Below are 11,934 nucleotides of genomic sequence, written 5' to 3'. Positions count from 1 at the left end.
CTAGTGCAGAATCAAGCAGTCTTTTTTACTAAAGAGGGAAGTACCTCACATTCAAAATAGTCACAAACACGTTGCCTAATGTCATCAGCTGTAAGCACCTTGGTGGGTTCAACAATGGCCCGTTTGGCATGTACCCATTTAGGTTCAATTGCATTGAGCCAGGGGCTCTTCACGGGAAGCAAACAGAGAATCAACCGCAATCCCCCCGTCTGTTTGATGAGCTGATTATGGTCTCGAACCCATTGACGCACGGCTTTTGAAACATGCCAGGATGCGTTATCCCAAATTAGGACCAAAACGCGTTTACCTAAGGCATAGAGTGATTGACAGACCCACTCTAAATATTGACAGGTCAGATCGCTAACCGGTCGGGATTGGACAAATCGAATCACCATGATGGCTAAGCAGGGACACCAGAGACCATAACAGGCAATCGCTTTGGGCTCAGAGTCTGTTTTCTCAAAGTGCTTTTGATGCAATTTGAGGGGCTCATCCTCGCTCCAAGCGTGCATATCGGGGTATGTCAATCGGGACCACCACACCTCATCTTGAAACCCAACCACCCAGGTGTCATGTTGAGCCGCCATGAGGATGAGACGGTCCCGTTGCCGCTTTTTTCGGGCATAGTCCGGGTCAGGAGAGGTGATCCATTGTTTAGCTCGTTTCCAACTCACTCCCATCAGTAACAGGGTTTGGCGAATGGTTTCATGACTCACCGGGACCTCTACTAAGGCTTGCTCGTGACATACCTGGGCCAGACTTTTGAGGGTCCATATGGACCGTGCTTGCCCATACTCACGGGGACTGGTGTGAGCAATGGTTTTTAATCGTTCGCGCTTCGTGGCATCGAACAGTAATTCATCGCCGGGTTTGGGACCACTTGGACGAGGCACTAAGCACGCCAACCCTCGTTCCTCAAATTCATGAATCACAAGGCATACATTCTGGCGAGTACCGCCCACAAACTTGGCAATCTCAGGGGGTGTTTGACCCGCTGCACTGGCTAATATGATTTGGCTGCGACGCACGGTAAACCCTTCGGAAGACTGACGACCCGCTTCCAAGGCGGTTTTCTCATCTGGGCTCAGAGGACGAACTTTGAGGGACTTGGGCATTGGATAACCATCAAGACTCGGTGGCTTCAAACCATTATCCAGGTTCTTGGATTATTGGAAAAGAGATGACCTGAGACTGCACTAGGGACCACAAACATAATTGCTTCGATCCATCCGATTTGGGCGTAATATATTGACAGTTTTCCATGTAGCTAACCAGATACGTTGGCCATACTACGGATTATCCACATATCCAACTCATATGGGATAGATATATGGACAAAGTAGATCCAATAAATTGTTAGATGCCCTAGATCGTCGAGTAAAGCAGTCTGCTCGGAAAGGGATTGAAAACCTGTATAGGATAAATAAGGAAATAGATTGAAAAATATAAATATCCTGTCCTTGGTGCAAGCACATGATTCATTGAAAAAATCGAGCTTTGATTTTTACTTAAAACACTATGGAATAGGAATCAGGTGTGCAGAGCTTGAAGACTTAAAAGGCCTGGTCGAGGCACTATACGATTTAACAGAAAATAGAAATATAAGAATTTTTGATGGATTCTATTTGGGATATAAAATACCGCAGATAGGAAAAGAATTTGATTTGTTGCGATTTGGAAAGAAAAGCGTCATTAACGTAGAACTCAAGAGCACTAGCACGGAAGAAAAAATACAGAAACAATTAGTCAGAAATAAATACTACTTAAGCTACATTGAAAAAACAATATTCAATCTATGTTACGTGTCAGACACCAAAAACATATACTTTCTTAAAGATAAAAAATCTATAGGTGTTGTTGAAGTTGACTATTTGATGAAATTGTTGATTGATCAAAAAATGGAAGGCATAGGAAGCATTGATAATTTATTCAACCCTTCAGACTATTTGGTATCACCTTTTAATTCCACTCAAAAGTTTTTGAGTGATCGGTATTTTTTAACGAATCAGCAAGAAGATGTAAAAAAACAAATTCTGAAATCTTTGGGTATCGCTAAATCTGCTAACTTTATATCGGTTGTGGGTGGAGCAGGTACAGGCAAGACCTTACTGGTATACGATTTAGTTAAAGAACTACGAAAAAATAGAAAAAGACCGTTAATTATTCACTGTGGCTATCTAAATACAGGGCATGAAAAGTTGAAGCAGAGCGGGTGGGAAATAACTCCGATTAAAGGTTATACTGCCTATGATTTATCGATTTACAATGTAATTGTAATTGATGAGGCTCAGCGAATCTATCCTGACCAACTGGAAAAAATAGTTGAAGTGATAAAAAGGGTTAATAGTAATTGCATATTCTCGTACGACAAGCTCCAAACACTTGCTAAACGGGAAGAAGAAAGAGATATAGATAGACGAATAAATAATATTCCCTCGCTTACTACACATAGATTGTCTGAAAAGATCAGGACAAACAAAGAAATAGCCACATTTATAAGGATGCTATTCAATAGCAAGAGAAAATTGGACCTTGCAAATGAGGGTAATATTGAAGTTAATTACTTTAAAAATATGGATGATGCGAAGAGCTATCTTGGGTCATTGGATTGTAAAGAATGGGAGGTTCTTAGATTTACTCCATCTCAATACAATAATGAGCATCATGAAAAATACTCAGAGATTTCTAAAAAAACGTCGCATAAAGTAATAGGTCAAGAGTTTGACGGCGTTGCTGTGACGATTGACAAGTACTTTAGTTATGGTGAGGGTGGTGAGTTAGTTTATCGTGGGCGCGCATATTATTCCCCAGTCAAGATGCTCTTTCAAAACATTACTCGCGCTAGAAGAAGAGTGAATTTAGTGATAATTGATAATGAAGAGTTGCTGAATAGATGTATGCATATTTTGCAATAGGTAGATCTTTAGGCCTTGCTAAACGAGTACCTAGCAACCCCGACGCAGCGGACTGACAAGGGGCTACTGGTGTCGAGCTTGAGGTTTTCTGCCGCCGCTGGTCGGGATCGTTATTTTGATTTGACTGATTGCACCGATCGCACCCCGCATCACTGACTTCATCAGCAACATCAAGCCACCGTCTACCTTAGGTCCTTTTGGGTTTGAGTGCGATCGCATCAGCATTCCGTTTTCCCATTGGTTCTATAAGTGATTGTTGTCCTTAATGACAAATATGCATCCTATTAAATTGCTATATTTTTTGGCGATCGCACTGAGTCCATCCTAGCCACCCGTCTTCTTAAACTCCGACAACTTCTAAGCTCATGGGATGGGGCATAGATATTGCAACCCAGACTCACAACCTTAGAGCGGCCTGAATCGGTCAGCACTTTAAGCACACGAGTATGACCTAAAGCATTTTCAGTAACCAAGAATCCACAGCTAGACTCTCTGAGCAGGAACAACAATTCTGGATCATCTAGTTCTATGGCTACTCTCTTCTTCTGAATCGGTTCAATCTTACGCTCAAGTCTCCATCGATTATCGAGTCGTCGTTTGATGGTTGACTGACTCCAGTCTGTCTCTCTGGCTAAGCCTGCAATGGAACAACCCGGTATCTGAAATCCATTTGAAACCACTACTAAGCTTTTTTCCCCTGGCAATTGATCAGAGGTCGCCATTTCCCACGGTTTCAAAACTAACTTCTTGGCCTGGCCCTTCTTCTCTTTCCTAGCAGCCCAATACGCTTGTTTCTGCCGATACTGGGCTTCTAATGCTGTGCAGAGTGCTTTGGCTTCTGATCGGCCAAGGTGGTCTATGGATACATCTGCGATCGCACCCAACCCATCCACACCTAAGGCAGTCTTCACGGCTTTAATGCCAGATAGGTAAAGCTCTACCTGGTCACCCATCCACCGACGCCCACGGAACCATCCTCGTTCTAGCCCTTGCCTCACCCATCGCTGGACAGTTCTCACAGAAACACCCATGAGACTGGCGATGGTTGCATAGTCGAACAGGACCCAACCACTACCCTGGGTATCCAGAGCACGCAGCAGGGTCCATAGCCGACCGCATTCGTGGCCATGGTCTAACAGACGGGTATAGATTCGGACGGTCTTAGGTGTCTGCATAGCACAACTCACCGGCCCCCGAAAGAACCGGTGTTGATGGCAGTGGATTAGTAGCGGTCCATAATCTTTTGAGTCACTTCCAACGCGCCTTTGGCTTCATGCAGGGCAACATCAGAGAGCACCTCTTCCAGTCGAAGCAAGGCATCAATAATCAGCCCCGCCCCGTGCTTCTCAATGACAGGGCGAATCACATCCATCGCCTCACCGACCTGGCTATCCCAGTCGTAGTCATCCGTTAGGCTCTGAATGGCTTGATCCGGTGTGGGCCAAGGTAAAGACTCGTAGGGAGCCCCATGATTCATGCGAGAGGGGAAGGCAGCAATGTAGCCCTCGTCGGTTTGTTGTAGGGTAAATGTCATTGATCTACGCCTCCTCTAACAGCTGGTCGGCGACAGTCCTCGCCACATTGATCGAGTCAAGGATGGGGCCTTGCTTTTGGTGTTCAATGCGGTCTTGGTCGTATTGCAAGAGGAGTCCTTGATACATTGCGTCGAGGACAGCCGTTAAGCCATAGCTATGGATCAGGGCCATTACCATGGCTTGCAACTGTTCGTTGGGGTGGGTCTGACTGACAGGAATGGTGATGTGGTTTTCCATCGTCTCAAGCCTCCACCAACGCTTTAAAAACACCGCTGAGCATGTCCTCGGCATCGGTCTGCACCATGACTGAGGCATCCGATAGCAAAGGCTCGAATCGATTAGCGGCTTCAGTGCGCCGAGCTAGCTCCCAGGCAAGGCGGGTAAATACCCAGATGGTAAATAAGGTTATGGTTTTCATTGTTCAAAATTCCGTAGGGTTGGCAAAGCCGGTCCCGTAGCGATGGAACCGGCGGTGAGGTCTTACATGTCAGGCAGCTGACATACCAGCTCAGCAAACAGCTCCAGCGCTTCATCCGCTAATGAGCTGTCGTGATGGCACCCTTCGTCAGGCACCTCTTCCAGGTCGATACCCCGTAGGAAGTGCTGAACGTTGTGCTTGGGTACCCGGTACTCATAACCGTTGTGCTCAACGTAGAGCTGCCCAAAGGTAGGGTTCTTGGTGATTTTCATTGGTGCCCCCCTACGCTGAGATCAGCTCGAATTCGTCATTGGGTTCTGCCATTGACCAATCGGCAATGTGCCAGCCCGGTAGGTTCTCAGATACCCAATCTTCGATGCGTGGCTTGGCTGGGGATGCTAGGCGACGTAGCTCCAGAGTCAAGTCCAAGGTCATCCACTCGGGACCGACTGCATCGTGATCAAATGGACTGGGCTGGTACGTAGCTAGCTTCTGCAGGGTGATGAAGTATTGATCGGCCACCACATCCAGCGCATCGTCTGCAATGGCATGGAAGGGCTCAGCCGTATCGATATCGCAATGCGGGGCCGATGGGGCGGTGATTACGGTATGAAACGGGGCGACAAATACTAGGTCGCGGGTTAGAGTTTTCATTAGTTCAATTGCTTAGTGGTTGGACTGCAGGCCCGGATGCTCGACTTTCCACGGAAAAGCATTCGGGCTTTGCTATGACATTAATCTATCATTGCAGCGATATATTGTCAATCCAAAACTGATTAAATATGTCATCTTGACGATATAAAATAGTCGCGCTACGCTTATGGCGTGATGTTTAGCCCAATGAAATAATTGGAGGCGTAGCGTGAATGAATTAATTGTGGATAAGTCGATACTTCGAAGCAGATTTGAAACTCTAGGTTGGACCGAATATCGGCTTGCCAAGGAAACGAGTCGAGTACGGGCTGAACAGCTGGGTGAAAAGGAAAAGTCACCTAGCAGTCTTGTAACGTCTGTTTCAAAGGTGATTGAAAACCCCAATACATCGCAGTTCAAAAACGTTGAGGCCGTAATCAAGGCCATGGGTGGAGAGTTAGTAATCCGCTGGCCTCAGGTGGAAGTCGTTAGCCATGAGGAGGTGAAGTTGTGACTGAATCAACCAAGGCCACCCGAGCCAGCATCCAAATCGGTGACCTGACTGTGGATGGGTTCATGCTGCCTGATGGTAACTATCGGATGAGCCAGACTCAGACGGCTGAAGCCGTTGGGTTGCCTGAACGAAACGCCCGCGATTTTTTGAAGTCAAAGGCTATCAAACGCTTATTGGGTGAGGATTATACGCCCGCGATTTCTGAAGTTGAAATTGAGTCCACTGATCAAGCTAGAGGGCAAAGCCGCATTAATGCATTGCCCTTAGATACCGTATCTGCCTACTGGTTGTGGCAATTATTCAGAGGCAATAAACAAGCCCTAGCCCTATGCATGGCCTTAATGATTGAGACGCTCACCCGTCGTTTTGACAAAGCTTTTGGTGTCCAGCGCTCTGAAGATGAGTATAACCAACTGTTGCGTGATCAGAATGCTGCTCTTCAGGCGACATTGCAAGACCTAGCTGACGCCTACGCAGAGCCAGACTTGCTTAGAGAACATGTGTCCAGATTAGAGCAGCAAATTAGAAGCTTGGGGGCAGAGCCGTGGGACCTGCCTAATGATGGAGGAGAGTAGCCCATGCTCATCCTGAAACTCAAAGAAGCTCAAGCACGATACAACGTCAACAACAAAGACCTAGCCGAATTCATCGGAGTAGGCAAAACCTTAGTATCTGATTGGCGTGCTGGCAGAAGAAAGCCCAGCTATGAACGCATTGGTAAAATCATGAATGCGATCGCGCAGTTAGGTGACAAGAATCAGCTGCAACTCTTTCCGCTGTCATTATCAGAGTTGATCGAGTGGCGGAAAGATTTAAATGAGAAGCCCGCAACAAAACAAAACGAAAATATCTCTTTTTGACTGCACTTGTTCTCTCATTAAGCGGATAGCATTCGATATAATGAGAACATGAGAATTTGACAATCAAATAGGTGTCCAGCAGCAGTCAGGAGATTAGCTGTTGGCATTGGGATTTTAAAGGGACGAAAGAAAATATCTCTTAAGCAGAGCATCGAGGTAACAAAAATGACAAAACCAATATTGACGATAGTCCCCGAGCTAGGGGCTAAGATTCGGCGTACTGAAGATGGGCGCTGCAGCGTCTATGATTTGATTCGTGCAGTAGGCCAGAAAAAGAATCCTTATACTGCCTGGGACCGTTTAACAGCAACGTATCCCGAAGTCCTCGCAATTTGTGAGGACTGGAAATTCAAAGGAGCAAGGCAACGAAAAACACCCGTTGTCAATTTGCAGGGATGGCTTCAGATCTTGCCTCTTCTTCCTGGTGCAATGGGCAAGAAATACCGAGAAGAAGCAGCTCAATTAGTTACTCGGTATATCCAGGGCGATGTAACTTTGGCGGCTGAAGTTGCAGACCGGAATGATAACCCTGAGGATTTGAAATGGTTAGAGAAGCGGGTTAAGTCTAAAAACACTCGAAATAATTTTACGGCTACTTTGGCTCAGCATGGTGTTGTAGATCGTGGTTATGCTGACTGTACTAATAATGTCTATGTGGGCTTGTATGGTGGCACTGCTAAACAACTGAAGCAGCAAAGAGGGTTAACCAAGAAGGATAACCTTCGCGACAAGATGACAACTAGCGAAATCAGTCAGATAGATTTTGCTGAAGACTTGGCTAGCCGACGACTGAAGAAGTTAGATGCTCACGGCAATCAGCAATGTGCAGAGGAAACGCTGTCTGTGGCGAAGAAGGTTGCTGAATTGACAGCTGAGTTATTGGGTGAGTGAGGGAGATGCTTTTCTCTATTCTGCTTAAGGCTTTTTATTCCAGCTTCTTGATAATTCCTTTGGCAATTTCTCTGATTTCTTCTTCTACATTTTTCCAAGCGGTATCCCTATCCCCCCATGTTGTTACAGCTTTGCCATCTTTTGGAACCGCTTTCAATTTGCCAAAGGGGGCAGAATGCCAATGTACGTTCCTTAGAATAACAGGTACAACTCTTGCTTCTTCTGATTCATGGCGTTCCAGTGCTCGTTTCATTTCAATGTCATAGCAGTAGTCTGAAGCAATGAAATCGGCACTAACCAAAAGTAGGATGACATCAGCATTTTCTAAATTTTCATCAATTTCTTTTGCCCATTCCACCCCCGCCCCAATTTGACGGTCACTCCACTGGGCGATAAGACCTTGACGCTGCAATAGTTTGAGATGAGTTTCTAGTTCATCTTTAAAGGTCTCATCCTTGTGAGAATAACTATAAAATAAATTGAGTGATTGTCTTGCTATCTCGCTCTGTTTTGAGACTGAAGCTCTTCGTTGTGACATTTCTATATCTACGCCATTAAGTAATTCTTGAACACTTAATTCCAATACATCATTACCAGAAACTTTGTGAAATGTGGAAAGCCCGTTTTGTTCCATTACCGATAAATCACTGTAAGAAGTCAGTGCATTAGGATCATGAGGAGTAGGAACCATTTCCTCAACCTGAAACTTAAAGCTGCTATGGATATGCTCAAAGTCCGAGCGGATAATAGCTAATAGTCTACGCCGACTGGCGACGGGACCCATGATGGAAATAATAACCTTTCTATCTTGAATATCTGCTTTGACTAAAGCACGATTGCCTTCTTTTTCCAAAATGACACCAGTCCGCCAACGAGAAAGGTCACGACTGAGAATATGACTACGAACAATAAAGCGGGGAAGTAGCCCTTCTGGCAAGGTAGGATAGTGATATTGAAAATTAAGGCACTCTTCTGGTTTAAATTCTTCGGCCTCAGAAGGTTGCTGCTTATCAAGTTGTTCGGGAATTAGATAACGACAATCGTCTTCAGGAAAACGGAAACACAATTCAAACTTATGCATCAATTCCAACAAGAGGTTGTGCCGTTCTGGCGGGTATTTGATGGCATCGAGGATATAAGCTAAATCCCCCACTAACAGCTCACCTTTCTGTGTTACTAATACTTCAGCATTGAGAAGAGCATAAATGCCTTCTGTTACCCAGTGAGGATTGAGGATATGAGTATCTTGTAAGCGAGGATCTTCTTTATAGTTAAGAGCAATGCCTAGCCTGTGTAGGTAACCGGAAAGCTTGTCTTGTTGTTGAGGATCATTTTCACCATTTTCGCGACAAATCTGTCGGTAGCGTTCAAAGGTGAGATAGTCTTCTCTCATTCCTGCTAAGCGGTCTTTGATGCTGAACCAACTTTGAGAAAAGGGGACTCGCAGATCTTTCAATCGCTCAATCTCGTGCAGTATCGTTTGATAAAGTTGTTCGATTCCTGTTCCATCTTCGCAATCAGTAAAAATGAATTCGCGGATGGGATATTTTTGCTGTAAAGCACGGCGGTTGACATTGAAGGGATGTTCTTGGATTTTATTAAGGACAACAATAACAGAAGAATCTGCACCGAAACTTTTAATGAGGTTGAGCCAGTAGTCTGCATCTGCATCTTCGTGCCCTTGGCGACCATTGAGCACTAAAAGGTAGAGGCTACGTTCGGTAAGGAAAAATTGATGGGTAGAATGCATGATTTCTTGTCCGCCAAAGTCCCAAATATGCAAGCGAATATCTTCTTTATTAGGTAGCTGGAGAGGCCAAGAAGTAATTTGAATGCCTTCGGTCTTCTTCTCATATTTATCAAATTTTTTATGTACTAATCGCTTTACTAGGGAGGTTTTGCCTACTGCTCCAAAGCCAACAAGAATCAATTTCGCTTCATTCAGGGGACGTGCTTGTGCAATTAAGTTACTATTTCCTGCAATGGGGGTATTAAGGAGTGGTTTCGTAGTATTAAAAAAATTGAATATAGAATTCAATGGATTCTGTTTTGTTGCGTTGGGAGAGTTTTCTAACGAGCGATCATAAGGGAAATGATAGTCAATCGACTTAACCAGTCGATCAAACCCATTAGGCTCAAATAAATCAATCCATACATAGTCAGCTAGATTAATTCCATACCCTTCTGGTCGAAGTAGTGGAATTTGGCAATTATCCAAACGAAGTGGAATTAGATAAACTTTCCCAGGTGGGCTGTCAGCGACTTCATTCAAGGCCATCCTAAACTCCCTCTGGATATAACCTTGTTTTTTCACAGATAGATTGGATAGGCAGGCAATGACTATGTCACTTTTTCGAATTGCTTTTGGAATTTCAGCTCGCCAGTTTTGGCCAGGGAGTAAGTCAACCTTGTCTAACCAGGGTTTGAACCCTTTGGCCTTTAGCCGGTTGTATAAGTCAATAACAGCACTTTGATCTTCGCTGGCATGAGCCAAAAATATCTGGATCATCAGTTACCATAGGGCTAACGGCATCACATACAGAAAGCGGCTCTAACTTGGCGGTTCGGGGCCGCTTTCTGCATCTATAGCTATTAAAGCTATTTTTCTTGATGGGTGCTACACACTGGGACCATGGCTTGTAAAGTCAGCCTTAAGGCAAATGGGCAGGGCTCAGATAGTCCGCTACAGTGGCGTAAGCGAGCGAGGTAGTTTGCCATGGTAGACCATGATGATTTAGAGTCACTAATCCAAAATGATAAGGTCTACAGATTGGGACCCGCTCAATACAGTGATGAACATCTAGAAATTCTCAAGCAAGGTGTTGAAGCTTGGAATCGATGGCGAGAGGAGAACCCAGATCTTAAACCTGAGTTTAGTCGAGTTAATCTTAGGGGCTTTGATTGCAAAGGAGCTAACTTTGAAAACGCAAATTTTAGTTATGCAGAACTCAGAGGGTGTAGGCTTGAGGAAGCCAATTTAAGTAAAACAAATTTGTATAATGCATTTCTCCGCCGAACAAACTTGAGCAGAGCTAATTTATGCAAATCTAATCTAGATCGCGCTTATCTCCATGCAGCACATTTAGATGGTGCAAATCTTATAGAGGCTAATCTCAACACTGCTATTTTAAGCCGAGCGAACTTAAGTCATACCATTTTATGTGGTGCTGATCTTTCTGTAGCTAACCTAAATGGTTCTAATTTAGCTTTTTCTGATTTGAGTAATACTAACCTTACAGCAGCCTCACTAATTAATGCTTGCTTAGATAATGTAATCCTTACCGGGGCATGCATTCGTAATTGGAACATAACAAGTGATACATCTTTTATAGACATCAAATGTGATTATGTATTTCTGAAAAGTGATACCTTCAGTTCTCCAAGAACATTCAGGGAGAGGCTACCAAGAGCCTCCAATGCTGTATTCAAGTCAGGGGAATTTGAAGCATTAATACGTAAAACAGTAGATACAGTGGATCTGATCTTTATAGATGGCATCGACTGGCAAGCATTTTTCCAATCTTTCCAAGAACTTCGCAGTCAATATGCTGACGAGAATTTATCTATCCAAGGTATTGAGAGGAAACAGGGAGAGGCCTTTGTTGTTCGTTTAGAGGTGCCTGAAGGTGCGGATAAACCAGCTATTGAGAGTCGTGCAAAAGAACTCTACGCTGCTGAGATTAAGGTTTTAGAGGCTCAGTATGAAGAGCGTTTACGATTGCAAGGACAACACCTTGAGGATGCACGTCAGACGATTGAAATAGAGCGTCGAGAGAAAGCAACATTGATGGGAGTGATGACAACAATGGCTAATAATCAGCAAGGTCCAAAATACGATATGCGCGGGTCTCAGTTTAATAGTGGTTTCATTGAAACGAATTATGGAACCCAGTCCGGTGGCACCATCAATAACCAAGCTGCCGAAACGCCTTCCCTCGCTGAGGCTGCAGCCGAAATCCAAAACTTGCTCAAACAGTTAGAGATGTCAAATCCCACAGCGACCGAGGCTGATCAAACGGCTTACTTGAATGCATTGATCCCACCGACTAAACGAGAGCGGTTTATTGGGGCGTTGAAGTCTGCGGGCGGGGCTGCGATTGAGGAGGTGCCGTATGGGGCGGTGCTGAAGGCGTTGGTTGAGGGGTGGCAGAAGCCAGGAGAATAAGCC

15 protein-coding genes are annotated in these 11,934 nt (G+C 44.7%); 6 read left to right on the top strand and 9 right to left on the bottom strand.

The window, feature by feature from the left end:
• Positions 1 to 11 precede the first annotated feature (11 nt).
• Entirely contained in the window at positions 12 to 1,115 is a 1,104-nt protein-coding gene (locus tag N836_RS75890) for an IS630 family transposase (RefSeq protein WP_023070113.1), read from the bottom strand.
• A gap of 321 nt (positions 1,116 to 1,436) precedes the next feature.
• Here N836_RS75890 and N836_RS54440 point away from each other — a divergent pair, with 321 nt between their 5' ends.
• Positions 1,437 to 2,915: an ATP-binding protein gene (locus N836_RS54440; protein ID WP_023073269.1), complete on the top strand. Its 1,479-nt coding sequence runs from the start codon at positions 1,437 to 1,439 to the stop codon at positions 2,913 to 2,915.
• Between the two features lie 63 nt (positions 2,916 to 2,978).
• On the opposite strand, the gene N836_RS76555 is transcribed toward N836_RS54440, so the two are convergent.
• The 7 genes from N836_RS76555 to N836_RS54415 form a co-directional block, all read right to left on the bottom strand.
• Positions 2,979 to 3,140 (bottom strand): hypothetical protein, encoded by a 162-nt coding sequence (locus N836_RS76555; protein WP_161634976.1) that lies wholly within the window; start codon positions 3,138 to 3,140, stop codon positions 2,979 to 2,981.
• 59 nt (positions 3,141 to 3,199) lie between these two features.
• Positions 3,200 to 4,090 (bottom strand): helix-turn-helix domain-containing protein, encoded by an 891-nt coding sequence (locus tag N836_RS54435; RefSeq protein ID WP_023073268.1) that lies wholly within the window; start codon positions 4,088 to 4,090, stop codon positions 3,200 to 3,202.
• Between the two features lie 47 nt (positions 4,091 to 4,137).
• Positions 4,138 to 4,449 carry a hypothetical protein gene (locus N836_RS54430; RefSeq protein WP_023073267.1) on the bottom strand — a complete coding sequence of 104 codons (312 nt, stop codon included), beginning with the start codon at positions 4,447 to 4,449 and terminating at the stop codon, positions 4,138 to 4,140.
• Between the two features lie 4 nt (positions 4,450 to 4,453).
• Positions 4,454 to 4,687 (bottom strand): hypothetical protein, encoded by a 234-nt coding sequence (locus N836_RS54425; protein WP_023073266.1) that lies wholly within the window; start codon positions 4,685 to 4,687, stop codon positions 4,454 to 4,456.
• Between the two features lie 4 nt (positions 4,688 to 4,691).
• On the bottom strand, positions 4,692 to 4,868 hold the full coding sequence (locus tag N836_RS76550; RefSeq protein ID WP_023073265.1) for a hypothetical protein: 177 nt from the start codon (positions 4,866 to 4,868) through the stop codon (positions 4,692 to 4,694).
• Positions 4,869 to 4,930: 62 nt separating this feature from the next.
• A complete protein-coding gene (locus N836_RS54420; protein ID WP_023070660.1) occupies positions 4,931 to 5,140 on the bottom strand; it encodes a hypothetical protein in 210 nt (69 codons plus the stop codon).
• Between the two features lie 10 nt (positions 5,141 to 5,150).
• Positions 5,151 to 5,522 carry a hypothetical protein gene (locus tag N836_RS54415; RefSeq protein WP_023073264.1) on the bottom strand — a complete coding sequence of 124 codons (372 nt, stop codon included), beginning with the start codon at positions 5,520 to 5,522 and terminating at the stop codon, positions 5,151 to 5,153.
• Between the two features lie 208 nt (positions 5,523 to 5,730).
• On the opposite strand from N836_RS54415, the gene N836_RS54410 reads away from it, so the two are divergent.
• The 4 genes from N836_RS54410 (at position 5,731) to N836_RS54395 (ending at position 7,766) form a co-directional block, all read left to right on the top strand.
• Positions 5,731 to 6,015 carry a hypothetical protein gene (locus N836_RS54410; protein WP_023073263.1) on the top strand — a complete coding sequence of 95 codons (285 nt, stop codon included), beginning with the start codon at positions 5,731 to 5,733 and terminating at the stop codon, positions 6,013 to 6,015.
• Positions 6,012 to 6,590, top strand: coding sequence for a hypothetical protein (locus N836_RS54405; protein ID WP_023073262.1), 579 nt, complete (start codon positions 6,012 to 6,014; stop codon positions 6,588 to 6,590). Before N836_RS54410 ends, N836_RS54405 begins: the two co-directional genes overlap by 4 nt.
• A gap of 3 nt (positions 6,591 to 6,593) precedes the next feature.
• Entirely contained in the window at positions 6,594 to 6,875 is a 282-nt protein-coding gene (locus tag N836_RS54400; protein WP_023073261.1) for a helix-turn-helix domain-containing protein, read from the top strand.
• A gap of 165 nt (positions 6,876 to 7,040) precedes the next feature.
• Positions 7,041 to 7,766 (top strand): hypothetical protein, encoded by a 726-nt coding sequence (locus N836_RS54395; RefSeq protein WP_023073260.1) that lies wholly within the window; start codon positions 7,041 to 7,043, stop codon positions 7,764 to 7,766.
• Positions 7,767 to 7,800: 34 nt separating this feature from the next.
• On the opposite strand, the gene N836_RS0138280 is transcribed toward N836_RS54395, so the two are convergent.
• The gene (locus tag N836_RS0138280; RefSeq protein ID WP_023073259.1) at positions 7,801 to 10,275 is read right to left on the bottom strand and encodes a TIR domain-containing protein; all 2,475 of its coding nucleotides are present in this window, start codon (positions 10,273 to 10,275) and stop codon (positions 7,801 to 7,803) included.
• A gap of 207 nt (positions 10,276 to 10,482) precedes the next feature.
• Between N836_RS0138280 and N836_RS0138275 the strand changes: the two genes are divergently transcribed.
• Positions 10,483 to 11,931, top strand: a complete 1,449-nt coding sequence (locus N836_RS0138275; protein ID WP_023073258.1) for a pentapeptide repeat-containing protein — start codon at positions 10,483 to 10,485, stop codon at positions 11,929 to 11,931.
• Positions 11,932 to 11,934 lie beyond the last annotated feature (3 nt).

This window comes from Leptolyngbya sp. Heron Island J, from assembly GCF_000482245.1.
GTDB lineage: Bacteria > Cyanobacteriota > Cyanobacteriia > Phormidesmidales > Phormidesmidaceae > Leptothoe.
This window is presented reverse-complemented; position numbering and strand designations above follow the sequence as displayed.

Bases quoted from the DNA above. Each gene is read 5' to 3' on its own strand.
- N836_RS54395 (WP_023073260.1), top strand. From the start codon at position 7,041: ATGACAAAACCAATATTGACGATAGTCCCCGAGCTAGGGGCTAAGATT.
- N836_RS76555 (WP_161634976.1), bottom strand. From the start codon at position 3,140: ATGCTGATGCGATCGCACTCAAACCCAAAAGGACCTAAGGTAGACGGT.
- N836_RS54425 (WP_023073266.1), bottom strand. From the start codon at position 4,687: ATGGAAAACCACATCACCATTCCTGTCAGTCAGACCCACCCCAACGAA.
- N836_RS75890 (WP_023070113.1), bottom strand. From the start codon at position 1,115: ATGCCCAAGTCCCTCAAAGTTCGTCCTCTGAGCCCAGATGAGAAAACC.
- N836_RS76550 (WP_023073265.1), bottom strand. From the start codon at position 4,868: ATGAAAACCATAACCTTATTTACCATCTGGGTATTTACCCGCCTTGCC.
- N836_RS0138280 (WP_023073259.1), bottom strand. From the start codon at position 10,275: ATGATCCAGATATTTTTGGCTCATGCCAGCGAAGATCAAAGTGCTGTT.
- N836_RS0138275 (WP_023073258.1), top strand. From the start codon at position 10,483: ATGGTAGACCATGATGATTTAGAGTCACTAATCCAAAATGATAAGGTC.
- N836_RS54430 (WP_023073267.1), bottom strand. From the start codon at position 4,449: ATGACATTTACCCTACAACAAACCGACGAGGGCTACATTGCTGCCTTC.
- N836_RS54435 (WP_023073268.1), bottom strand. From the start codon at position 4,090: ATGCAGACACCTAAGACCGTCCGAATCTATACCCGTCTGTTAGACCAT.
- N836_RS54420 (WP_023070660.1), bottom strand. From the start codon at position 5,140: ATGAAAATCACCAAGAACCCTACCTTTGGGCAGCTCTACGTTGAGCAC.
- N836_RS54400 (WP_023073261.1), top strand. From the start codon at position 6,594: ATGCTCATCCTGAAACTCAAAGAAGCTCAAGCACGATACAACGTCAAC.
- N836_RS54415 (WP_023073264.1), bottom strand. From the start codon at position 5,522: ATGAAAACTCTAACCCGCGACCTAGTATTTGTCGCCCCGTTTCATACC.